At 68.7% G+C, this 21,772-nt stretch carries 20 protein-coding genes; 7 read left to right on the forward strand and 13 right to left on the reverse strand.

The window, feature by feature from the left end; translation table 11 throughout:
- Positions 1–21 precede the first annotated feature (21 nt).
- From AC56KL_RS05790 to AC56KL_RS05820, 7 genes are all read right to left on the reverse strand, one after another.
- Positions 22–573 carry a hypothetical protein gene (locus tag AC56KL_RS05790; RefSeq protein WP_497179201.1) on the reverse strand — a complete coding sequence of 184 codons (552 nt, stop codon included), beginning with the start codon at positions 571–573 and terminating at the stop codon, positions 22–24.
- A gap of 227 nt (positions 574–800) precedes the next feature.
- Positions 801–1,955: a response regulator gene (locus AC56KL_RS05795; RefSeq protein WP_497179202.1), complete on the reverse strand. Its 1,155-nt coding sequence runs from the start codon at positions 1,953–1,955 to the stop codon at positions 801–803.
- Positions 1,952–5,077: a response regulator gene (locus tag AC56KL_RS05800; protein WP_497179203.1), complete on the reverse strand. Its 3,126-nt coding sequence runs from the start codon at positions 5,075–5,077 to the stop codon at positions 1,952–1,954. The genes AC56KL_RS05795 and AC56KL_RS05800 overlap by 4 nt, the downstream gene beginning before the upstream one ends.
- Complete coding sequence (locus AC56KL_RS05805) at positions 5,028–5,846, reverse strand: substrate-binding periplasmic protein (protein ID WP_497179204.1); 819 nt, start codon at positions 5,844–5,846, stop codon at positions 5,028–5,030. Before AC56KL_RS05805 ends, AC56KL_RS05800 begins: the two co-directional genes overlap by 50 nt.
- Positions 5,847–5,946: 100 nt before the next feature.
- Complete coding sequence (locus AC56KL_RS05810) at positions 5,947–6,942, reverse strand: Ppx/GppA phosphatase family protein (RefSeq protein ID WP_497179205.1); 996 nt, start codon at positions 6,940–6,942, stop codon at positions 5,947–5,949.
- Between the two features lie 111 nt (positions 6,943–7,053).
- Complete coding sequence (locus AC56KL_RS05815) at positions 7,054–8,226, reverse strand: GGDEF domain-containing protein (protein ID WP_497179206.1); 1,173 nt, start codon at positions 8,224–8,226, stop codon at positions 7,054–7,056.
- 43 nt (positions 8,227–8,269) lie between these two features.
- Positions 8,270–8,545 (reverse strand): hypothetical protein, encoded by a 276-nt coding sequence (locus AC56KL_RS05820; protein ID WP_497179207.1) that lies wholly within the window; start codon positions 8,543–8,545, stop codon positions 8,270–8,272.
- Between the two features lie 130 nt (positions 8,546–8,675).
- Between AC56KL_RS05820 and AC56KL_RS05825 the strand changes: the two genes are divergently transcribed.
- The 3 genes from AC56KL_RS05825 (at position 8,676) to AC56KL_RS05835 (ending at position 12,840) form a co-directional block, all read left to right on the forward strand.
- A complete protein-coding gene (locus tag AC56KL_RS05825) occupies positions 8,676–9,461 on the forward strand; it encodes a spermine/spermidine synthase domain-containing protein (RefSeq protein ID WP_497179208.1) in 786 nt (261 codons plus the stop codon).
- A gap of 118 nt (positions 9,462–9,579) precedes the next feature.
- On the forward strand, positions 9,580–12,477 hold the full coding sequence (locus tag AC56KL_RS05830; RefSeq protein ID WP_497179209.1) for a bifunctional diguanylate cyclase/phosphodiesterase: 2,898 nt from the start codon (positions 9,580–9,582) through the stop codon (positions 12,475–12,477).
- Positions 12,478–12,618: 141 nt separating this feature from the next.
- Complete coding sequence (locus tag AC56KL_RS05835; protein ID WP_497179210.1) at positions 12,619–12,840, forward strand: hypothetical protein; 222 nt, start codon at positions 12,619–12,621, stop codon at positions 12,838–12,840.
- 30 nt (positions 12,841–12,870) lie between these two features.
- Here the strand turns inward: AC56KL_RS05835 and AC56KL_RS05840 are convergent, their stop codons facing one another.
- A complete protein-coding gene (locus tag AC56KL_RS05840; RefSeq protein ID WP_497179211.1) occupies positions 12,871–13,248 on the reverse strand; it encodes a hypothetical protein in 378 nt (125 codons plus the stop codon).
- Between the two features lie 215 nt (positions 13,249–13,463).
- On the opposite strand from AC56KL_RS05840, the gene AC56KL_RS05845 reads away from it, so the two are divergent.
- A complete protein-coding gene (locus AC56KL_RS05845) occupies positions 13,464–13,658 on the forward strand; it encodes a hypothetical protein (protein WP_497179212.1) in 195 nt (64 codons plus the stop codon).
- Positions 13,659–13,923: 265 nt separating this feature from the next.
- Here the strand turns inward: AC56KL_RS05845 and AC56KL_RS05850 are convergent, their stop codons facing one another.
- Positions 13,924–14,115, reverse strand: a complete 192-nt coding sequence (locus AC56KL_RS05850) for a hypothetical protein (protein ID WP_497179213.1) — start codon at positions 14,113–14,115, stop codon at positions 13,924–13,926.
- A gap of 83 nt (positions 14,116–14,198) precedes the next feature.
- Positions 14,199–14,384: a hypothetical protein gene (locus tag AC56KL_RS05855; protein WP_497179214.1), complete on the reverse strand. Its 186-nt coding sequence runs from the start codon at positions 14,382–14,384 to the stop codon at positions 14,199–14,201.
- 154 nt (positions 14,385–14,538) lie between these two features.
- Here AC56KL_RS05855 and AC56KL_RS05860 point away from each other — a divergent pair, with 154 nt between their 5' ends.
- Positions 14,539–15,435, forward strand: coding sequence for an alpha/beta hydrolase (locus AC56KL_RS05860; protein ID WP_497179215.1), 897 nt, complete (start codon positions 14,539–14,541; stop codon positions 15,433–15,435).
- A 2-nt stretch (positions 15,436–15,437) separates the two neighbouring features.
- Here AC56KL_RS05860 and AC56KL_RS05865 read toward each other — a convergent pair whose 3' ends face one another.
- Positions 15,438–15,737, reverse strand: coding sequence for a 2Fe-2S iron-sulfur cluster-binding protein (locus AC56KL_RS05865; protein ID WP_497179216.1), 300 nt, complete (start codon positions 15,735–15,737; stop codon positions 15,438–15,440).
- Positions 15,738–15,842: 105 nt separating this feature from the next.
- On the opposite strand from AC56KL_RS05865, the gene AC56KL_RS05870 reads away from it, so the two are divergent.
- A complete protein-coding gene (locus AC56KL_RS05870; RefSeq protein ID WP_497179217.1) occupies positions 15,843–16,862 on the forward strand; it encodes a L,D-transpeptidase family protein in 1,020 nt (339 codons plus the stop codon).
- A 28-nt stretch (positions 16,863–16,890) separates the two neighbouring features.
- Positions 16,891–17,640, forward strand: coding sequence for a M23 family metallopeptidase (locus tag AC56KL_RS05875; protein WP_497179218.1), 750 nt, complete (start codon positions 16,891–16,893; stop codon positions 17,638–17,640).
- Between the two features lie 11 nt (positions 17,641–17,651).
- Here AC56KL_RS05875 and AC56KL_RS05880 read toward each other — a convergent pair whose 3' ends face one another.
- Entirely contained in the window at positions 17,652–19,451 is a 1,800-nt protein-coding gene (locus tag AC56KL_RS05880; protein ID WP_497179219.1) for a M4 family metallopeptidase, read from the reverse strand.
- Positions 19,452–19,584: 133 nt separating this feature from the next.
- A complete protein-coding gene (locus AC56KL_RS05885; protein ID WP_497179220.1) occupies positions 19,585–21,741 on the reverse strand; it encodes a TonB-dependent receptor in 2,157 nt (718 codons plus the stop codon).
- Positions 21,742–21,772 lie beyond the last annotated feature (31 nt).

Below are 21,772 nucleotides of genomic sequence, written 5' to 3' on the forward strand. Positions count from 1 at the left end.
GGACCGGCAGCGCACGACGCGTTACGGGGCAGCCGGAGGCCGTCCTGTCTTGAGCTGGGGCAGTGCCGCCAGCACGGACTTGAGGGTGGCGATGTCGACCTGCCCCAGCAGGGCCACGCCGATGCGCAACAGTTCGCTCTTCTTGACCTCGATGCCGGCGCGCAGGCAGGCCTGCTTGACCTCGGCAAGCACCGCGTATTCATGCTCGGGCATGGTGAAGCTGTCGCGCACCAGCACGGGGCGCGCGTCCGGCGCCGCCGGCGCGCTCCCGCGCGGCGCCGCGGCGGGCTTGCGCGCAGCGCCCTTCACGGCCGGCGCCGCCAGTGACTTCGCCGCCGCCTTCACGGCCGTCTTGACGCTGGCGCCGGAAGACCTGGACCGGGCAGTTCCGGGTTGTACAGACTTGGGTTGTACAGACTTGGACTGGGCAGGCTTCGCCTTGGCGGCTTTCGCCACTGTGAACCGGGCCGGCGCCGCGGCCTTGGCCGCCGGCTTTGCGCTCTTCGCAGGCACGGCCTTGGTGCGTGCACCACCCTTTGCTGCCGCCGTGACGGCAGCTGACTTGCTGGGCATTACCGACTCCATCATTCAACAAGCCAAACAATATAGTCGATTTAGCTGAGAACTGCCAAGGCGTGCGTCAAACGAACGGGCGGCATGAAACGTGTTGCTTCGTAGGGTGGTCGGCTTCGCCGACCGCGCGTCCAAATTTCTGATGAGCTACCACTGCGCGTCCGGATGTTGGACGCGCGGTCGGCAGAGCCGACCACCCTACAGGTATCAATCTCGTCGAGGTGGCTTCAGTCCGCGCCTTCCTGCCCTTCCGATTCATCATCGGCATCGGCGAACTCCTGGGCGATGCGCAGGAATTCGGCTTCCAGCGAAAAGAAGGCGTCCAGCACGTCCGGGTCGAAATGGGAACCGCGTCCATGGCGCATGATCTCGAGCGACTGTGCGTGGGTGAACGGCGGCTTGTACACGCGGCGCGACATCAGCGCGTCGTACACGTCGGCCACCGCCATCAGGCGCGCCGACACCGGGATCTCCTCGCCGCTCAGGTTTTCCGGATAGCCGCTGCCGTCCCACTTCTCCTGGTGCGAGTGGGCGATCTGGCGTGCGAACATCAGGAAGCTGTTGCTGCCCCCCACGTGCTTCTCGGCCAGCATGATGGTGTCGCGCCCGTAGGCCGCGTGCAGTTTCATCACTTCGAATTCCTCGGCATCGAGCTTGCCGCGCTTTTGCAGGATGCGGTCGGGAATCGCGACCTTACCGATGTCGTGCAGCGGCGCCGACTTGACCATCAGCTCGATGTTCTCGTCGCTCAGGCTGGCGGCGAAGCGCGGATGGCTGCGCAGCTTGAACGCCAGCGCACGCACGTAGTGCTGGGTGCGGCGGATATGCTTGTCCGGCGCGCCGCTGCGGTACTCGGCCATCGAGGCCATCGCCAGGATCAGCGCTTCCTGCATCAGGAGGAGCTGGGCGGTACGCTGCTGGACCATGCGTTCCAGGTTCTGGTTGTGCTCCTGCAGCAGCTTGCGCGCCGCCCGCAGGGTCAGGTGGGTCGACACGCGCGCGAACAGGATCGGTGGGCTGATCGGCTTGCCGAGGTAGTCCACCGCGCCCACCGACAGGCCCATCGCCTCGTCCTCGATCTGGTTCTTGGAGGTCAGGAAGATCACCGGGATGTCCGCGGTGGCCGGATTGGCCTTGAGCGCACGGCATGTTTCGTAGCCGTCCATCCCCGGCATCATGACGTCGAGCAGGATCAGGTCGAGGTCCGGCGTGGCGGCGGCGACCTGCAGCGCGGTGCTGCCGTTGGTGGCCACCTTGGTGTGGTACTTGTCTTTCAGCAGGCGCGACAGCAGCATGATGTTGTCCGGCGTGTCGTCGACGATCAGGATCGTCGGCCGGTACTGCTTGTCCATCACCTGCTGGTCCTTCGGTGCTGGGTTCATATGTGTTCCGCGATGGAGGGAGAGGCGCCGTTGGCCTGGGCCAGCACCAGGCGCGCCTCCTCGAATTCGTAACGCGACAGGTGCGCCTCGAGACGGGCCAGCGCGCCCGGACCGAGCAGGCGGGCCAGCGGCGCGCGCATGACGTCGAAGTAATCGGTGGCTTCGCCCGAGAATTCGGCCAGCAGCTTCTCCAGCTGGGCCGCGGCCTCGGCCGCGTCATGCCCGTCGTCGGGGGCGTCCGCGGCCGGCCCCGCCGCCGGCACTTCCTGCGCGTTGGCAAAATAACAGTCGAGCGAATCCATGAGGTCGGCCATGGCGCGCTCCAGCGCGGCAACGCTGCGGTGCAGCGCCGGGACGTCCGGCGCGGGCCTGTCGGCCTGCTCCTCGATCTCCTGCGACAGCGACTGCAGCTCGCGCGCCCCGATGTTGCCGGCCACGCCGCGCAGCGAGTGCGCGCGGCTGGCCATCTCGCGCAGGCGTCCGGCATCGAGGTCGCTGCGGATGTTGCAGCCGGCGTCGCGGTGCGAGGCGCGGAAGCGGTCCAGCAGCTCCACGTAGAGGGCGCTGTTGCCCCCCACGTTGCGCAGGCCGAAGCTCGAATCGATGCCGGCCAGGCCCGGCAGCGGCGCCAGCTCGTGGGCGAATTCCTGGGCCGCCAGCGCGGCGCGCGCCGGCATCGCCTTGCCCATCCAGCGCGCCAGCGTGGCGTACAGCTTTTCCGGGTCGACCGGCTTGGTGATGTAGTCCTGCATGCCTTCGCGCAGGCAGCGCTCGCGGATCTCCGCCAGCGCGTGCGCGGTCATGGCGATCACCGGCAGGTCGTCGAAGCGCGGGTCCTTGCGCAGTTCCACGGTCGCGGCATGGCCGTCGAGCTGGGGCATCTCGAGGTCCATCAGCACCAGGCGATAGCCGCTCGGGCCAGCCTGGCGCAGCTTGTCGAGGGCCTGGTTGCCGGTAGAGGCGACGTCGACGTCGATGCCTTGGGCCTCGAGCAGCTCGCGCGCGATCTGCTGGTTGACCAGGTTGTCTTCCACCACCAGCACGCGCGCGCCATGCTGGTTGGCGCGGACGACACCCGGACGGACGGCGCCCGCCGGGGCGGCCGTGAACAGGCCGGCCAGGGTGTCCGACAGCGCCGACTGCACGAAGGGCTTGAACAGGAAACCGTTGACGCCCGCTTCCTCGGCGCTGGCCTGCACGTCCTCGCGCCCGAAGGCCGTGACCAGTACGGTGAGCGGCGGCGCGCCCAGCTCCGCGTTGGAGGTGACGCGGCGCACCAGCTCGATGCCGTCGATGCGCGGCATGGTGCAATCGGTCAGCACCAGGCGGTAGGGCATGCCGGCGGCGTCCGCCGCGATGATCGCGCCTTCGGCATGGCGCGCATCGGAGGCGCACTCCACCCGCAGCGGCAGCGCCGACAGCGCCTCGCGCAGGATCGCGCGCGCCAGCGCGCTGTCGTCCACCACCAGCACCCGTGCGCCGATGAGTTCGGCCGGCGCCACCAGCGTCGATTCGGGCTCGCCCGAGAGCGCGAAGTCGAGGTCGAAGTGGAAGGTCGATCCGGCCCCGGGTGCGCTGTCGACCGCGATGCGCCCGCCCATCAGGCCCACCAGCTGCTGCGAGATCGACAGGCCCAGGCCGGTGCCGCCGTACTCGCGCGTGGTCGAGCCGTTGGCCTGGCTGAAGGCGCGGAACAGCTTGGCCTGCTGCTCCTCGCCGATGCCGATACCGGTGTCGCGCACGGCGAAGCGCAGCTTGACCCGCCCCGGCTCGGCTCCGTTGAGCGGGATGCAGGACAGCTGCAGCTCGCCCGCGGGGGTGAACTTGACCGCGTTGTTGACCAGGTTGATCAGGACCTGGCCGAGGCGCAGCGGGTCGCCCACGAGCTTGCGCGGCACCGCGTGCGGCACGTGGAACAGGTATTCCAGGCGCTTGTCGGCGGCGCGCTGGCTGGTCACGCTGGCCACGTTGCCGAGCACCTCGTCCAGGCAGAACGGCACCTGCTCGACGTCGAGCTTGCCGGCCTCGATCTTGGAGAAGTCGAGGATGTCGTTGATGATCCCGAGCAGCGACAGCGCCGCGCGGTGGATCTTGCCGACGTAGTCCTGCTGCTTGGGATTGAGATCGGTGCGCAGGGCCAGGTAGGCCATGCCGATGATCGCGCTCATCGGGGTGCGGATCTCGTGGCTCATGTTGGCCAGGAATTCCGACTTGGCCACGTTGGCCGCTTCCGCACGCAGGTTCGACTGCGTCAGTTCCTCGGTGCGGGCGGCGATCTTCTGCTCCAGGTCTTCGTTCAGCTCGCGCAGCTGCTGCTCAATGCGGCTTTTTTCGCGCAGCAGACCGTTGGTGACCTGTTCGGCCTGGCGCAGCCGGTTCAACGTGTCGCGGAAACTGCGTACCGCCGAGGACAGCCGACCGACCTGGTCGCGCCGGCCGATGCCGGACAGGCGGATGTCGGTCTCGCCGCGCGCCAGCTTCTCGAGCGCGTCCTGGATGTCGGCGAAGGGCTGCGACATGCGCCGGCCCACCACGAACACGCAGCCGACGATGGCCAGGGTGAGCAGGACGTTGGCGGCGGCCGTGTGCACGATCTGGCTGCGCAGGTCCTGGTCGAGCTGCTCGCGCGAGAAGGCCAGTTCGATGGCGCCGACCGAGTAGGTTCGGGTGCCGTCGTTGTAGGTGATGCGGCGGCGCACGCGCAGGGCCGCCTTGCCGTCGTCGGCGGAATTCCCGAGCGCCGCGATCAGGAGACCGTCCGGCGACAGCACGCGCAGGGTCTGGACCTCCGGCGTGGCGCCGAGCGCGTCGACCACCGAGTCCACGGCGGCGCTGTTGATGTCGAACAGCGGACGCGCCAGCGCCTGCTGCAGCACCTTGGCCTGGCGCTCGATGCGCTCCTGCAGGCGCGTGTCGGCGTCCTGGCGCAGCGTATGCAGCGTATAAGTGGTGAACACGCCGGTCGACAGGGCGACGGCGAGCACGATCCCGGCCCCGAGGCGGAACACGATGTTCTGGCGCCAGTTGTCGACCAGGCGGCGCGGCACCCCGCCCATCCTCGACCGGCGGCGCTTAATGGTTTCCTCCACGGCGTCCTCCAGGGCGTCCACCAGGGCGTCCACCAAGCGCCTGCTGCTCGCGCTGGCGATAGGCGGGACTGTTGCGCACCTGCTCGACCGCACTCCACAGGCGCTGCGCCAGCTCCGGCCGGCTTGCGTACAGGGCGTTCGACAGGACCAGGTAATACGGCTTTTCAACCAGCGGCAGCGGCAGCATCTCCAGCCGCGCGCCGAACGGACCGCGCATCAGGCGCGCCGCGTCGCCGCCGCCCAGCGCGGCGCCGGCCAGGCGGCCGGCCACCAGCTTCTGGGCCAGTTCGTCCGAGCGCTGGCTGCCCTCGTCGACCGCCACGCCCTGGCCGCGCAGGAAGTCGCCCACCGAGTAGCCGAGCTGGAAACCGATGCGCCCGTCGAGGTTGCGGAAGGATTTGCCGTCCCAGTCGAGGCGGCTGCCGCGGCGGCGCACCAGCATGTAGGTGTCGACATGCATGCGCTTGTCCGGGTCGGCATGGGGGTCCGGCGCGCCCGGGACCACGCCCGGATAGGCGCCCAGCGCCATGCGGTCGCGGTTGAAGCTGACCGCGAAGGCGCCGCCGACCTGGTTCGCCTTGAGCTGCTCGAGGCAGCGCTTCCACGGCATGCTCTGGTAATCGAAGGTGACGCCGCTGCGCCGGGCGACTTCGGCGAGCAGCTCGAAATTCAGGCCGCCGCCGTCCAGCGTGCGCCAGGGACGCACTTCCTGGCGTTCGAAGCACAGGGTGATGCGCTCACCCGGAGCGGCCTGGGCCAGCGCGCATGTTGCGGCCAACGCGAAGAAGAGGAAGCGGCGCATGGAAAACGGGTGGCGGACATGGTTGTTCAAACAACGGAAGTATGCCACCAGACGTTTCCAAACAACAGGAAAAACGGGGGATTGGCGCGGAATACGACAGTCAGGGCCGGCCGCCGGCGGCCGACGCCGCGGGTGGCAGCCGCGCCGTGTCCGCCGGCGGCGCGGCGCGGCGGTGCAGGTCCCACAGCGCCCCCACGCGCAGGCCGGCATGCACCGGCAGCACCTCGGCGATGCCGCACTCCTCCACCAGCGCCAGCAGCAAGGCCAGCCCGCCGGCCAGGTGCGGCGCGCGCGCGGCCGCCGGCCAGGCCAGGCGCACCCGCGCGACGTGCCCGGCGCGCAGGAAGCGCTCGCGCAAAGCCTCCAGGCAGGCAGGTGTCAGGCGGCCGTCCGCCAGGCCATCCTCGCGCGCGATCTCGGCCAGCGCGCGCACCGTGCCGCAGGCGCCGTAGGCGACTTCCCAGCCGCGCCCCGCGGGCGCGCTCTCGGCGAAGCGGCTGCGCCCCGAGCGAACGGCGGCATCGAAGCCAACGGCGTCGATCAGGCCGCCGGCGAAGAAGCTCAGGCTCTGGCGCACTGCGCCCACGGCGAAGGTATCGATGCGCTCGATGGCGGCGCCGCGGCCCAGCACCAGCTCGGTCGAAGCGGCGCCGACGTCGAGCACCAGGCGCGGCCCGCTTGCGCTCTGCGCGCCCAGCGTACTGGCCACGCCCAGGTAAACCAGGCGCCCGGCCTCGTCGCCGGCGATCGCTTCGATCGGGCGGCGCAGCGCCGCTTCGGCGGCCTGCAGGAACACGGCGGCGCCCGGCGCCGTCGGGCGGGCCAGTCCGAGCGCCGCGGTGGCCACCACCCGCACCGCCTGCGGGCGCCAGGCGTCGAGGGTGTCGGCGAAGGCGCGCAGGCAGGCCAGTGCGCGCCGCATGGCGGCCGCGCAGGGACTGCCGTCCTCCTCGAACGAGGAGGCCAGCGCCACCCGCTCGCACAGCGTCTCCTCCAGCACCAGTTCGCCATGCTGGATGCGGCCGATGTGCAGGCGGAAGCTCTCGGAGCCGAGTTCGACGGCGGCATAGCGGGGGGAGTCGGGTAGCGAATGCATCGTGGGCGGTCCGGCGGCGGCAATGCCGCAGGATAGGCCCGCGATGTGACAGCGATGTGACCGCGATGTGACGACGCTATCGGAAGGCAGCGGCGCGCGCCGCCCCGCGATTCAGGCCTCGACCGCGGCGACGACGGCCTGGCTGACGCGGTTGCGCCCCGCGTCCTTGGCCGCGCGCAGCGCATCGTCGGCGCGCTGGAACAGGGTGACGGTGCTGTCTTCCGGGCGGATGACGGTGACCCCGAAGCTGGCCGTCATGGCGATCATCGCGCGCTCGCTCTTGACCGGCGAGCCGGCGATGGCGGCGCGGATGCGCTCGGCCACGAGAAGGGCCTCGTCCAGGCTGGTGCGCGGCAGCAGGATCGCGAACTCGACGCCCACCATGCGCCCCACCAGGTCGGAGTCACGCAACTGGCGCTTGCACAGCTCCACCACGTGGCGCAGCACGGTGTCGCCGGCCGGATGGCCGTAGGCGTCGTTGACGCGCTTGAACTGGTCGAGGTCGAGCACCACCAGGGCGGTCGGCAAGCCCGGGCGGCGCGCCAGCGCCATCCACGGCGCCAGCACATTGAAGAAGCCGCGCCGGTTCGGCACGTCGGTGAGCGGGTCGACTACCTCGAGGCGCGCCAGTTCGCGCGCACCGCGCTCGCGCGCCAGCAGCAGCACACCGAAGCCGTTGGCCAGCATCAGGAGGTAGAGGGCGGCGCTGGAGAGCTGGCGCAGCAGCTCGCTCGAGAGCCAGCGCCAGCCGCCCGGCAGCAGCAGCACCGACAGGCCGCGCGCCGCCACCACCAGCGCCAGCACAGCGACGACCAGGGCCAGGAAGCGCTGCAGCAGGCTGGCCCGGCTCCAGGAGGCGCCCAGCGCGGCGGCCACGTTCAGGTACAGGGCGCCCAGCAGCAGCGAGGCGGCGACGCTGCGCAGCCCCTGCTCGTCGATCGTGTAGCAAACCAGGAAGACCAGGATCGCCAGCCCGCCCGCCAGCAGCGTGGGACGGCGCCAGCCGTCGCGGCCGGCCTCTTCCCAGGCGGCGCCCCCTTCGATGGCGACGCCGGCGAACAGCAGCGCATAACCGCCCGGCAGCGCCAGCGACTCCGGCACGACTCCGGCGGCGCCCAGCGCCAGCAGGGTCCAGGCGCCGGCCTGCACCTGTTTCGACAGCGCCCAGGCGCCCAGCGCCGCCGGGCGCACCGGGCCATGGTCGAAGAAGGTCAGCAGTGCGCACAGGGCCAGGTTGCCCAGGGCCAGCACCAGCACCATCGTGGTCGCGTCCAGGTTCGTCATCTCTCGCTACTCGCTGCTCATTTCAGGGTCCGCTGCCGGGCGCTCAGAACTCGTGTTCGACCAGGGTGGTGCCGTCGCCGACCCTGCTGGCCCAGGCGCGGCTGAAATAGTCGCGTTCTTCGGGAGACGGCGGCGTATGCCAGAACACGATCAGCGTGCCCTTGTGGTCATGCAGCTGGGTCAGCTTGTCGACGAAGCCGGGATTGCCTGCGCTGTCGGCCAGGGCCATCGCGTAGCCGTAGACGCGCTGCAGGCGCTCGAGGCGGTCGGGCTCAGTCTGTGCGTTGGTCGCGGTGATGGAAGGATGATCGAGGAACATGGGGGCATTTCCGGTTATTCGAATGGGCAGCTTATCAGAAAGGGATGCCTTACAACAAGCCGCCGCTGCCTCTTCCAATAGACCCGGACGCTACGGTGCGCCTCCAGGGCGGCTACTTTATACTGGCGCCATGCGCGCGCCGCCCGACCCGTCCACGCCTGCCCCCTTGTCGTCCGCCCCGATCGTGTCCACCCGGGGCGACCGCCGCACGCTCGAATTCACGCCCGGCGAGATCCAGAGCGAGATGCGGCTGTCGCGCCCCTGCGCCCTGGTGCTGTCGTATGCACGCGCGATGATGTGCTTCACCCTGCTGCTGCCGCGCCCACGCCACATCGTGATGGTCGGGCTGGGCGGGGGCTCCCTGGTGAAGTTTTGCCACCGCTATTTCCCGCATACGCGCCTGACGGTGCTGGAAGTGCGCCTCGACGTCATTGCACTGCGCCAGCAGTTCCAGGTCCCGCCCGATGACGCCCGGCTGCGCGTGCTGCACTGCGATGCGGCCGCCTGGCTGGCGCAGGCGGGACACGCCGCCCGCGCCGACGTGCTGATGGTGGACGGCTTTGACGCCGCCGGCCTGCCCCCTGCGCTGAGCAGCGCGTCGTTCTATGCTGACTGCCGGCGCGCCCTGCGTCCAGGCGGCGTGCTGGTGGCAAACATCTTCAACTACGATCCGGATTTCGTTGCCGCGCTGCAACGCCTCCGCACAGCCTTCGATGGCCAGCTCTGTTGGCTCTCCGGTATTGCCGGCAACAACCAGATCCTGTTTGCCCAGCGCCCCCGGCGCCCCGACGCCACACCCGGGCGGGTCATGGGCCTGCTGCGCGACACGCTGCGCAACCGGGGATTGGGAGGCGCCCTGCCGAACCGCCTGCTGGCGCATCTGGTACTTGCCTGGCTGTCACGACGGCAGCGCTGAGCGGACACACGAGCGTGCGAACGCGAGACATTTCGTTTGCCGAACACGGCCCGGATGTGACACACTTCATGTATTGATGCCTGCTGGCAAGCCTTCTTTATAGAAACCTAGAACCTTCATGCCGCGTCGCCTTCCCCTGTCGCTGACTCTTGCGGCAGCCCTCACGCTCGGGGGCGGCCTTGCCGCATCCGGCGCCCTGTTCCTGGGCGTGAGCCACCTCGAGTATGACAACAAGGCGCTCGAGTTCGCCCAGCGCGCGGACGAGCGCGTAGCGGCAGTGCGCCAGGGAATCGAGCAGGCGGTCGAAGTGCTGACCGTGACCAACCAGCTGTTCGCACGCGGCGAATCCGTCAGCCGCGAACACTTCCACCACTTCACGGCGGCCCTGCTGGAGCGCCACCGCTACATCCAGGCCTTCAATTTCCACCGCGCGGTGGCGGGCGAAGACCGCGCCGAGGTGGAACGCGCGCTGCAGCAGGTCCGTCCGGGCACCGTGTTCACCGAACTGCAGGCCAAGGGCCTGGTGACGGCGCCCCAGCGCTCGGGCTACCACATCGTCGACTACATCGAGCCGATGGCCGGCAACGAGCGCGCCTTCGGCCTGAACATCACCGAGAACATGCAGGTCATGAGTGCGCTCGCGATCGCGCGCGCCGAAGGCCGCGCCGCCGCCACCGACCTGTTCCAGCTGGCGCAGGACGAGCTGCAACAGCCGGCCTTCGAGCTGATCATGCCGGTACTGGACCGCCAGGGCGCGATGATCGGCGACACCGCGGTGGTGATCCGCGGCCCCGAACTGGTGCGCGCCTCGCTGGCGGGCCCCGGCCTGCTCGACTCGCGCGACATCTTCGTGTCGGTGTATGCGGGCGGACGCCCGACCCCGGCCAAACTGCTGTTCTCCAACGGCGACACCGGGCGGCCCGCCAATCCTTGGCTGGGCGGTTTGCTGTCTCCTGACCAGTCCGGCCACAGCGGCAGGACCCTCCAGATCGCCGGCAAGCCCTGGCGCGTCGAAGTCGCCAGCGCGCCGCGCCCCTTCCTGCACGACCACATGGCTTCGACCGCCCTGCTGGTCGGCGGCGTCCTGATGACATTGCTGGGCACGGCCTTCGTGCAGGCCTCCGGCCAGCGCGCGCGCAAGGTCCAGCAACTGGTGCGCCAGCGCACCGCGGACTTGCGCCGCATCAACCGCCGCCTGCTCGAGGACATGGCCGCGCGCGAGCGCGCCGAGCGCGCCCTGCAGCAGAGCGAGCAACGCTTCCGCCAGCTGGTGTCGATGTCCTCGGACTGGTACTGGGAACAGGACAGCGAGCTGCGCTTCACCATGGTCACCGGCGGCTTCGCCGAAAAGGCCGGCGTCTCGATCGAGGCCGTGCTGGGCAAGACGCGCTGGGAACACGCACCGGCGCTGCTCGAGACCGAGGCCGGACGCGCCCACATCGCCCAGGTCAAGGCCCACGAACCCTTCGCCAACCTGGAGTACCAGGTGGTCGACGCGCACGGCGACACCCGCTGGTTCTGCGTCAACGGCCAGCCGGTGTTCGACGAGGATGGTGCGCTGCTGGGCTACCGCGGCACCGGCAGCGACATCACCGAGCGCAAGCTCACCGAGCAGCGCGTGCACCACGTGGCCCAGCACGACGTGCTGACCGGCCTGCCGAACCGCTCGCTGCTGCAGGACCGCCTCGGCCAGGCGATCGCCTACGCCAACCGCAGCGGCCGGCCGATGTGGGTGATGCTGATCGACCTCGACCGCTTCAAGTTCGTCAACGACTCGATGGGCCACAAGGCCGGCGACGTGCTCCTGATGACGGTGGCGGCGCGCCTGACGGGCTCGCTGCGCGACACCGACACCGTGGCGCGCCTGTCGGGCGACGAGTTCGTCGTGATCCTGTCGGAACAGGACGAGCCCCTGAGCCGGGACATCGTGCAGCGCGTGATGGATTCGGTGGCCCAGCCGGTCATCCTCGGCACCAAGGAATTCTTCGTCACCTGCTCGATCGGCGTGGCCGTCTATCCGAGCGAGGGCACGCCGGCGGACAGCCTGATCGAGCATGCGGACATCGCGATGTACAGCGCCAAGAAAATGGGGCGCAACAACTTCCAGTTCTATACCCCGGCCATGAACGAGGAGTCGCTGGAACGCGTGCGCATCGAGAGCGCACTGCGCAACGCCCTCGACCGCAATGAATTCGTGCTGCACTACCAGCCGCAGGTCGATCTGAAGTCGGGCAAGATCGTCGGCATGGAGGCCCTGATCCGCTGGAAGCATCCGGAACTGGGCATGGTGCCGCCCGGCCGCTTCATCGGCATTGCCGAGGAGACCGGGCTGATCGTCCAGATCGGCGCCTGGGTGATGCGCACCGCCTGCGCCCAGAACAAGGCCTGGCAGGATGCCGGCCTGGGACGCCTGCGGGTGGCGGTGAACCTGTCGCCGCGCCAGTTCGGCGCGGCCGACCTGATCGCCAGCCTGGAATCGGTGCTGGCGGACACCATGCTGGAACCGGACTGCCTCGAGATCGAGCTGACCGAGAGCCTGTTCATGAGCGACGTGACACCGGCGGTGGAACTGCTGCACCGCATGAAGTCGCTGGGCGTGAGCCTGTCGATCGACGATTTCGGCACCGGTTACTCGAGCCTGTCCTACCTGTCGCGCTTCCCGATCGACGTGCTGAAGATCGACCGCTCCTTCGTTGCCGACATCACCCACGACGCCAACGATGCGGCCATCGTCACCTCGATCATCGCGCTGGCCCACAACCTGAAGCTGAACGTGATCGCGGAAGGTGTCGAGACCCTGGAGCAGCTCGACTACCTGCGCAGCCACGGCTGCGACGAGATGCAGGGCTATTTCTTCAGCAAGCCGCTGGCGGCCGACGAGTTCGAGCAGTTGCTGGTGCAGGGCCGCGCATTGCCGCCGCCATGCATGGCCGAGCCGGAGCCGGAGCCGGAGCCGGAGCCGGGGCAGGAACGCGCGGGCAAGCCGGACATCGTGGCGGACCCGGCGTTGGTTTAGGCCAAACGGCAGTTCCAGTCGCTTCCGCAGCCGCCTTAGGGCGGCTGTTCTATTTATTTGTAGCCATTAAATGTTGTTACATATAAAATAGAAATGTCTCTTTAGCAACCCAGCCTCGTGCAGCCCAGACATACGGATATCATGATGATCAACGACACCGTTGAAGCGACTCCGGTCGCCGACAGGCGGGACGTGCGCCGCCAGCGCACCGACATCCGCACCCGCGACCTGGTCAACCAGGCCGTGGCCTCGGTCCCCACCCTCGGATTGCAGCGCGCAGCCGAATTCCTGGCGACGATGAATGTGCCTGCGGAAGTGGCCGTGCGGGTGCTGGTGTATCCGAACCGCCGCCGCGCCAATTAGGTCGAAGCGGCCGGTCGCGGGGCGCGGCGCCTAGCGGCGTACTTGCTGTTGCTGGCGCGTGATGTCGTCCAGCGATTCGCGGCCCTTGTCGGTCAGGGCGTAGCCGCCGCCCTCGCGCGGCGCGATGTGCGACTTGAGGCTGAGGAAACGGACCACGTCGGCGTCCACCGGCGCCTGCGGATCATCCGCCAACCCGGCCAGGGACTGCACACAGCGGCGCAGGAACAGCACCTGCTGCCCTTTTTCCGTCAGCACGATACGCCCGTCGCGGGTGGTCTCCATCATTTTCAGCCCGGACAGGCGCTTGGCATTGCGCCCCACGCAGGCGCCCGCCGTGTCGCGCTTGACGCCGCGGCGTACCAGTTCCAGCGCATCGTATTCGTCCGTCGTCAGTTGTTCGTTCTTCATTCTGCTTTATCTCGTTCAGGGCGGTCATGGTACCCGGCGCGCCGGCCGAGGGCAAGCGTCAACGCAGGGCCCGCCACGCCAGCAGGCCCGGTGCGAGCAAGCGGGCCATGACCTGGATCGGGGCGCCGGGATGTGCGGCCCAGGGCGCTGCCGCGCGCCGAGGCCCGGGTGGCCCTGTTAGGATCGGCCTATCGATCAATCCACCGGAGCGCACCATGAATGACCCGACCCGCACTGTCGATCCGGCCTCGAAAGGCCCGAACGTGTATCACGAAGCAGATATCGGCAGCGGCGAGAAATCGCCTGGCGAGCTGGAAACCGAAGAAATGATCCGCGAGATTCCTCCGCTGCCGTCGGGCGGCCAGTCCGGCCAGGGCGCGCCCGCGGCCCCGGATAAATCCGGAAGCTGACTTCCCCACCTTCAGCAACCCTTCCTGATTCCCCAGACCGCGCCACTGCGCATGCCGCACGCAGTGGCGCGCTTCGATGACGAGGACCCTCAAACTTAGCGTGACGAAACTCGGCGCGGGGCCGGCCGCCAGCTCCAGCTCACCGATGAGCAGAGGGCGGCGGTCGACGGTCGACGGGCATGAAGACGGCGGCGACGAGGCGCCGGGTGGATGAGCGGCGCGCAGGTGTTCTTGCCGCGCTGGCAGCGGCCGCGCCGCCCGCCCGCTACATCGCCGCCAGGATCGGCGGCTCGGGAAAGCGCGGCTCTTCGACCGGCGCATTGACGGGATCCGGGACGTCGTCCGGCACCGGCGGCCGCGGGTCCGGCGTCGGTCTCGGGTCCGGTACGTCGGGCTCGGGCGTACTGTGGGCATGCACGGGGGATGATCCGTGCAGCTTGTTTTCTTGTGCAAGCATGGTCATGGTCACCTCTCGGTTGGGGCGATGATACCCATGGGTATCATCGCGAATGCGGCGGACGGAATCCGCCGCGGCTTGTATCAACGGTGGTGTTTCTGCTTCGCCCCGCCGCCGGCGCCCTCGCCCTTGCCTGCCTTCACGTTCGACATGTGATCGTGGCTGCTCTTCTCCGTATTCTGGCCGGCGCGCTGCTTGGCCAGGTCTTCCTCGGACAGGTTGTCCGACTGCTTGTTGGTCTGGCTGCCGCCTGATTTCGATTGGCTCATGACACTCCTCCTGTTGACATGGTTGGCGTTGGATGGAGCCTAGCATGGATGCCAATGCCGGGTTTTCAATCGTGCGTGCGCCCACACCCGGCGGGGCTGGCCGGACATCGGCGTCCTCGGCTATAGTGAGCGTTCAACCAAATCATCGCAGACCATGATCCTCCGCCCTCTCCTGCTCGCAGCCTTGTTCGTGGGCGGCATCCACGCCGCCCACGCCGCCACGCCCATGAAGCTTGCCGACTACCTCGCCCTGAACGGCCCCGAGCCGACCGCGCGCCTGCCCTACGGCAGCGCCCCATCGCAGTATGCCGAGCTGTTCCTGCCGGCCGGCAGCGGCCCCTTCCCGGTGGCCGTGCTGGTGCACGGCGGTTGCTGGACCAGCAAGTTCGGCGGCATCACCCAGTTGCGCAACATGGCCGGCGCGCTGGCCGGGCGCGGGATCGCGGTGTGGAACGTGGAGTACCGGCGCACCGACGAAGCGGGCGGCGGCTACCCCGGCACCTACCAGGACATGCACGCTGCGCTCGATCTGCTGGCGGCCCAGGCCGGGCGCTATCCGCTCGACCTGGGGCGGCTGGTGGCGGTGGGCCACTCGGCCGGCGGCCAGCTGGTGCAGTGGATGGCCGGACGCGCCCGCATCCCGGCGAGCAGCCCTTTGTTCCGCGCCAAACCCGTCCCCGTGCCCGCGGTCGTCAGCCTGGGCGGCCTGGCCGACCTGCGCAACGAGGCGGCCCTGATCAAGGCCAGCTGCGGACGCGATACGGCCGAACTGGCGGGCGTGCCGGGTCCCGGCCGGCCGGACGTGTTCGCGGATACGAATGCGGCCGAACTGCTGCCCACGGGGGTGCGCACCTGGCTCGTCACCGGCGAGCTGGACACGATCTCGCCGCCGCGCGTGGCGCGCGACTACGCGGCGCGGGCGCGCAAGGCGGGCGACGCCGCCGAGGTGGTGATCCTGCCTGGCGCCAGCCACTATGACGAAGTGGCGGCCACTTCCCGTTCCTGGCCGCTGGTGTTGCAGGTGATCGAACGGGCCCTGGGCCGCCAGTAGTCCTATTCGCCCCAGGCGACGCGGCGCGCCAGCGGCGCCTCGATCTCGAGCTCGCCGCGCGCCACCGCCACGCAGGGCAGGATCCAGCCTTCGCGCTTCTCGTCGAAGGACAGGCCCGGCCACTCGATCACGTGGGCCGCCGCGCCGCTGCGCACGCGGCAGATGCAGGTGCGGCAGGTGCCGTTGCGGCAGGAGCTGGGCAGCGCGATGCCGGCCGCTTCGGCGGCGGCCAGCAGGCTGGTTGCCGGGTCCGCCTGGAAGACGATGCCGGAGGGTTGCAGCAGGATCGTATGACGGGTCATGGACCCGATTGTAGCGCGGCCTGCTTGAGTTCGTTCACGCACAGACCCGGCCTGCACGCCGGCCTACCCTGAGGTTTCCAAAAGCAAGCATTGCAGGAAACCACCATGAGCAAATCGCACGCACTCTCCTTCCTTGCCGCTGCCCTGCTGGGCGCGCTTCCCGCGGCCCAGGCGCAGCAATCCACCCTGGCCCCGGCGCAGCAACTGCAGGCTCCCGCGGCCGCAGCACCAGTTGCGTCCCAGGCCGGCGCGGCAGCCGATCCGGTGTCCGCCAAACAAGCCCAATTCCAACGCACCCTGCGCGCCCAGGTCCTGCTGGACCGCGCCAACCTGTCGCCGGGCGAGATCGACGGCGCCGATGGTTCCAACACGCGCCAGGCGCTGAGCGCCTTCCAGGCCATGCGCAAGCTGCCGGTCACCGGCAAGCTCGACGACGCCACCTGGAACGCCCTGAACGCCGATAACACCCCCCACCTGGTCAGCTACACGCTGGTGGAAGCCGACGTGGGCGGCCCCTTCCGCCCGGTACCGGACGACATGATGGAAAAGGCCAAGCTGCCCGAGCTCGGCTACGCCAGCGTGACCGAAGGCCTGGGCGAGAAGTTCCACGCCAGCCCGGCCCTGATCGAGCGCCTGAACCCGGGCAAGAACTTGAATCGTGCAGGCGAGCAGATCATGGTGCCGAACGTCCATGGCAAGACCCCGCTGCCGAAGGCGACCAAGGTCGTGGTCAAGGACAGCTCGAAGGTCCTGCAGCTGTTCGACGGCGCCGGCGCCCTGCTCGCCCAGTACCCGGTATCGACCGGCAGCGCCAACGACCCGCTGCCGATCGGCACCTGGAAGATCAACGGCGTGCATGCCAACCCGACGTATCACTACAACCCGAAGCTGTTCTGGGACGCCGAACCGGGCGACAAGAAAGCCAAGGTCGCGCCAGGGCCGAACAACCCGGTCGGCGTGGTCTGGATCGACCTGTCCAAGGAGCACTACGGCATCCACGGCACCCCGGTGCCGGGCAACGTGGGCAAGACCGAATCGCACGGCTGCATCCGCCTGACCAACTGGAGCGCCGCCGAGGTGGCGGGCGCCGTGGGCGCAGGCCTGGAAGTCGTGCTGGAAAACTGAACTGGAGCGTTTCCCGACGGAGGATGACATGAGATGGCTGATGACCTTCCTGCTCGGCGTGCTGGTCGGCGCCGGTGGCCTGTTCGTTCTGTTGCGCGCCATGCCGGACGAATCGTCTTCAACTGCGGCTCCGGCCGTGGCCGCGGCCCCGCCGCAGCCCGCCGGCGTGCCGGCCTCGCACATCGAGCCGCAGTTGCCGGGCCCACCGACCGTGCAGGCCGACCTCAGCGACATCGACCTGCCGGTGCGGCCTTCATCGGGCGACGCAACGACGCCGCAAGCTCCGGCGGACGCGGTCGTCGCCGCCGTGCATGGCAAGCTGGTCGTTCCGGTACAAGGCGTGCAGGTTGCCAAGCTCAGCAACACTTACGACCAGCCGCGCGGCAACCAGCGCCAGCATGAGGCGCTGGACATCATGGCCCCGAAAGGCACACCGGTGCTGGCGGCGACCGACGGCAAGGTGGCCAAGCTGTTCACCAGCAAGCCGGGCGGCACTACCCTGTACCAGTTCGACCCGAACGAGAAGTACGCGTATTACTACGCGCACCTGGACCGCTATGCCAACGGCGTCAAGGAAGGCATGGAGGTCAAGCGCGGCGATGTGATCGGCTATGTGGGCGTGACCGGTAATTCCGACCCGAACGCGCCGCACCTGCACTTCGCCGTGTTCGAGCTCACCCCCGAGAAGCAGTGGTGGAAAGGGACGCCCCTGAATCCGTACCCGTTGTTGACCGACAATGCACAGGGCGGCGCCAGGACTGCCCAGGGCGCGCCGTAGGCACATCAGGCTCAGGGCGTCGCGACGGCGCCCGGTTCGTCCACGTCCGGCCCCACGTTGATGGCGGCATAGGCGCGCTGCACGGCCACCGACTCGCGGCTCTCCTTGCCGTACAACCCTTCGGCGGCCTCGATCATCTTCGAGCGCGCGTCGGCATAGTTGGTGCTCGAGGTGAACTTGGTCGTGTTCGCGTGGAACCAGATGCGGAAGGCCTTATGGAGGCCGATGCCGGTCATCGCGCGCGGCTGCTTCACCAGGTACTTGCTGGAGTAGTCGCCCGCACTCTCTGCGCGCGAGCCGCGCGACAGGAAGTAGAACATGCGGTTGTTCGGCCCGCTGCTGTAATGCACGTCGAGGCGGCGCAGCGAGGTGCTCCAGGCATCCGGGCTATTGCCGTCCTTGCTGGGCCGGAACATCCAGCGCAGCGGGGTGCCGTTGCGGCTGATCTCCGTGCCCAGCTGCCAGTCGTTTCCCTCTTCCGGGAACCTGTCGCCCTTGCCGCCGGCGCGCGCATAGGCTTCGACCGCTTCGCCGGCAATGTCCGAGCTCGACTCGTTCAGCCCACCCGACTCACCGCTGTAGATCAGGTCCGAGGTGGCGGCGGTGATGCCGTGCCCCATCTCGTGGCCCACCACGTCGATCGCGCCCAGGCTGGTGAAATAGCTGCCGTCGCCGATGAACATGCACTTGCAGGTATCGCTGTAGTAGGCGTTGTCGTAGCCCCGATTCACATGCACGGCGATGGTGGTCGCGGTGTCGCGCCCGTCCAGCGACAGCCAGCCCAGCACGTTCTTGTGCGCGTCGTAGGTGTTCATCAGGCCCCACATGGCGTTGACCGCCGCCGTCTGGCCGTTCGGTCCCGTGGTGCTGCCGCCTTCCACGAACTGCTTGCCGTCGCCCCAGACGTTGGTCCCATTGGTGTAGACCTTGCCGGCGCTGCTGCCGTTGTTGGCGTTGGTGATCGCCATCGCGCCGAACGCGCCGCCCTTGCCGCGCTCGGGGTCGCGCATCTGGTAGAGGCCATTGGCAAGCGTGGTGCTGAGCGGGACCTCGCCGTTGTACTGGCTTTTTCCCACGCCGGCCACCGTCTGCAGCATGCTCCATTGGTCCAGCACGGCCGCATCAACCGCGCTGACGATCGTGTCGTAATAGATCGGCTGGTCGCCCTGGCGCATGCGGGTGCGCACCAGATACGCCAGCTCGTAGCGCTCGACCACGTCCTGTACCTCGAGGGCGTTCAGCTCGGCTTCTTCCCTGGCGCCGGCGCCGACCACGCGCTGCATGCGCATGATCGGGTAGATCAGCAGCTCGGTAGTCGGCTTGACGACATGCACGGCGGTGGGTCCCACGCTGGGCGAAAGCGAGGCCAGCGCGGCCGCGAGCGCCGCCTTCGCGTTGAGCCGGGGCTGGACGCTGAAGCTGGCGGTCAGCGCGCCCAGGCGGTTGGCGCTGCCCACGCCCAGATGCAGGCGGCGCTCCGAGGCCGATTCCGACAACACCTTGGCCGACCTGTCGAGCACCACCACCGAATCCGAGCCGAACACCCGCAGGCCTTTCCAGGTATGGGCGGCGCGCAGGATCTGGGTGCCGCCCGCCCCCGGATGCTGGGCCGTGAAACGGACATGGTGGTCCGCATCGAGGCCCTTGGCCTGGCGCTGGGCCGCCAGCTGGGCCAGCACGTCGGCCTTCGCCTTCGCGCTCAGCGTCACGGGCGGGCTCATCATCGGCGCCGCATGCAGCGGCTGCGACAGCTGCGCGAGCAGCAGGACAGCGCCGAGCAGCGCTGCCGGGAAGGTGGTATGCGGGTTCATCTCGTCTCCATCCGTGGAAACGCGGCTCTCGGGTCGACCGCGCATCAAGCAGTGTGGACGAGCTCAGCAGGAAGGTTTTGCTTGAGCGCAATAGTTGCGCAGGAGGCCGGCGGGCCTGCCTGCGCATGCCTTGCTAGAAACTGCGGTTCCAGCTCAGCGCGAAGGTACGGCCGCGGCCGGCGTAGGTGGCGGTCGGGTCCACGCTGGACGCCGACTGCGAGTAGTAACCGACGTACTGCTTGTCGAACAGGTTTTCGACGCTCAGGCCAAAGCGCCCGTATGCGCTGTCCCAGGTGACGGCGCCGTCGACCAGGGTGTAGCCCTTGAAATGTTCTTCCAAGTTGCTGGTGCCGACGCGGCGGCCGATGTTGATATCGCGGTCGCGCAGGTGGGTGGCCTGCAGCCGCAGCTGCGCCTGCGGGCGGAAACCCCAGTTCGCGCCCAGCACGGCCTTGTCCGGTCCCTGCGAGCGTGCGCCCAGGTCGAGGTCCATCGGGGCGCCTTGCGTGGCCGCGGTCTTGCCATCGAGGGTGGCCCAGGTGCCGAACACGGTCCAAACCTTGCTGGGGCGCCATTCGGCATTCGCTTCCCAACCCTTGACCGTGGTCGGCACGCGCTCGACGATGCCGATGCCGGCGGCGGTGATGCGGATCACGCTGCCGAGCTTCGAGCGCGAGTCGTAGCGCGACAGGCCGAACTGGCCGCTGGCGCCGCGCCAGTTGATGCCGACCTCGTTGTTGCGGGTGACGATGGGCTGCAGGCTGATCAGGCTGGAGACCGACTGGTTCGGCACCGCCACGGCGCGCAGCACCAGGCCGGCGTCGGGCAGGCCGAAGCCCTCCGAGCTGCCGGCGAACGCCGACCATCCCGGCGCGAAACGCCAGACCGCGCCGACGTTCCTGACCGCTTTCGAGAATTCGGCGGAGCCGCCTTCCACCCGGCGGCTGCCATAGGCGGCCAGGGTGGTGTAGGTGTCGACGTCGAGTTTGGCGTCCTCGTAGCGCACGCCGCCGCGCAGGGTCACCGGGCCGAGTTCGTACTCGAGCTGGGCGAAAGGCGCCAGCGAGCGGAATTTCAGCTCCGGCACCCAGGTGCGGCCCGTGCCGGCCAGGCGCTGCTGGGGATTGTCCTTCAGCCAGTCGAGGCCGGCCGTCAGCTCCAGGCCCGCTACCAGCAGGTCCGGGCGCACCCAGGTGATGCGCGCGCCGCGCTTGTCGGTGACGACCTGCGACTGGTCCCACAGGGTGCCCCTGGGGGCGATCGCCACGTCCTGGAAGGTGGCGGTGTTGGTGGCGCCGTACAGCGCGGAGAACTCGTGGCCGAACAGCTGCACGGCCAGGCTGCCGCCCGCCAGGTCCATGTGGCGGTAGTCGAGGCTGGCGCTGCGCACCTTGTTACGCGGCGGCATGCCGATCGGGGTGCCGGGTTCCGAGCTGGTCGGGATGCGCTGCGCTACATTGCCCGGCACGCTGCGGTAGTCGCCGTCGCCGGCCAGGTCGAAGCGGTTCAGGCTCAGCTGCAGGCGCTGGTCGCCGAAGCTCTTGCCCATCTTGAGGAACAGGTCGTTGCCGTGCGAATCCATGGTATCGCCCTGCACTGCGTCGATGCCCAGGCGGCGGCCGCTGCCGTCGTAGGCCATGCCGCGGCGCTGCACGCTGGCATAGGCCAGCAGGTCGAAGCCGCCCGCCTTGTGGCTGACCGTCAGGCCGGTCTTCCAGTCCAGGCTGTCAGACTCGAACTGGCTTGCCAGGCGCGTGTTGATGCTGTAGCCCGTGCCTTCCTTGCGCGGGGTCTTGGTGATGTAGTTGATGATGCCGCCGGTGGCGCCCATGCCCTGCATGGCCGAGGCGCCGTTGATGACCTCGATGCGTTCGATGATGGCGCTGTCGGCAAAGTAGCCTTCGCGCATGCCGGCGCGCAGCGGGTTCGATTGCGGAATGCCGTCGAACAGGATCAGCGGCTGGCGGCCGCGCAGCGATTCGCCGGTGGAGGTCATCTTCTGGCGGCTCGGCGCATAGCCCGGCACATAGGTCGCGAGGGCCTGCGAGGGGTCGTCGGCGATCAGGTACTGGGTCGCGAGCTCCTGCTGGGTGATCACGGAGACGGCGCCGGGAATCTTGTCCACGGCCTTGGCGGTACGGGTGGCGGTCACGACCACCGATGCCAGTTCCTCCTCTTTCTGCTGCGCTTCATCCTGGGCGGCGGCATGGGGCATCGTCATCAGGAGGCAGGCGCCGGCGACCGCGGCGGAGAGGGGTTTCAGAGACTTGATCAGATTATTGTTATTCATAGAAATAAAATACGCTTACTCAGCAGGAATA

This window comes from Telluria sp. ZB4P34 (assembly GCF_059686055.1).

What these genes read in the sequence shown, in the direction of transcription:
- AC56KL_RS05790 (WP_497179201.1), bottom strand. Translation starts at nt 573, where the DNA reads ATGCCCAGCAAGTCAGCTGCCGTCACGGCGGCAGCAAAGGGTGGTGCA.
- AC56KL_RS05795 (WP_497179202.1), bottom strand. Translation starts at nt 1,955, where the DNA reads ATGAACCCAGCACCGAAGGACCAGCAGGTGATGGACAAGCAGTACCGG.
- AC56KL_RS05805 (WP_497179204.1), bottom strand. Translation starts at nt 5,846, where the DNA reads ATGCGCCGCTTCCTCTTCTTCGCGTTGGCCGCAACATGCGCGCTGGCC.
- AC56KL_RS05810 (WP_497179205.1), bottom strand. Translation starts at nt 6,942, where the DNA reads ATGCATTCGCTACCCGACTCCCCCCGCTATGCCGCCGTCGAACTCGGC.
- AC56KL_RS05815 (WP_497179206.1), bottom strand. Translation starts at nt 8,226, where the DNA reads ATGACGAACCTGGACGCGACCACGATGGTGCTGGTGCTGGCCCTGGGC.
- AC56KL_RS05820 (WP_497179207.1), bottom strand. Translation starts at nt 8,545, where the DNA reads ATGTTCCTCGATCATCCTTCCATCACCGCGACCAACGCACAGACTGAG.
- AC56KL_RS05825 (WP_497179208.1), top strand. Translation starts at nt 8,676, where the DNA reads ATGCGCGCGCCGCCCGACCCGTCCACGCCTGCCCCCTTGTCGTCCGCC.
- AC56KL_RS05830 (WP_497179209.1), top strand. Translation starts at nt 9,580, where the DNA reads ATGCCGCGTCGCCTTCCCCTGTCGCTGACTCTTGCGGCAGCCCTCACG.
- AC56KL_RS05835 (WP_497179210.1), top strand. Translation starts at nt 12,619, where the DNA reads ATGATGATCAACGACACCGTTGAAGCGACTCCGGTCGCCGACAGGCGG.
- AC56KL_RS05840 (WP_497179211.1), bottom strand. Translation starts at nt 13,248, where the DNA reads ATGAAGAACGAACAACTGACGACGGACGAATACGATGCGCTGGAACTG.
- AC56KL_RS05845 (WP_497179212.1), top strand. Translation starts at nt 13,464, where the DNA reads ATGAATGACCCGACCCGCACTGTCGATCCGGCCTCGAAAGGCCCGAAC.
- AC56KL_RS05850 (WP_497179213.1), bottom strand. Translation starts at nt 14,115, where the DNA reads ATGCTTGCACAAGAAAACAAGCTGCACGGATCATCCCCCGTGCATGCC.
- AC56KL_RS05855 (WP_497179214.1), bottom strand. Translation starts at nt 14,384, where the DNA reads ATGAGCCAATCGAAATCAGGCGGCAGCCAGACCAACAAGCAGTCGGAC.
- AC56KL_RS05860 (WP_497179215.1), top strand. Translation starts at nt 14,539, where the DNA reads ATGATCCTCCGCCCTCTCCTGCTCGCAGCCTTGTTCGTGGGCGGCATC.
- AC56KL_RS05865 (WP_497179216.1), bottom strand. Translation starts at nt 15,737, where the DNA reads ATGACCCGTCATACGATCCTGCTGCAACCCTCCGGCATCGTCTTCCAG.
- AC56KL_RS05870 (WP_497179217.1), top strand. Translation starts at nt 15,843, where the DNA reads ATGAGCAAATCGCACGCACTCTCCTTCCTTGCCGCTGCCCTGCTGGGC.
- AC56KL_RS05875 (WP_497179218.1), top strand. Translation starts at nt 16,891, where the DNA reads ATGAGATGGCTGATGACCTTCCTGCTCGGCGTGCTGGTCGGCGCCGGT.
- AC56KL_RS05880 (WP_497179219.1), bottom strand. Translation starts at nt 19,451, where the DNA reads ATGAACCCGCATACCACCTTCCCGGCAGCGCTGCTCGGCGCTGTCCTG.
- AC56KL_RS05885 (WP_497179220.1), bottom strand. Translation starts at nt 21,741, where the DNA reads ATGAATAACAATAATCTGATCAAGTCTCTGAAACCCCTCTCCGCCGCG.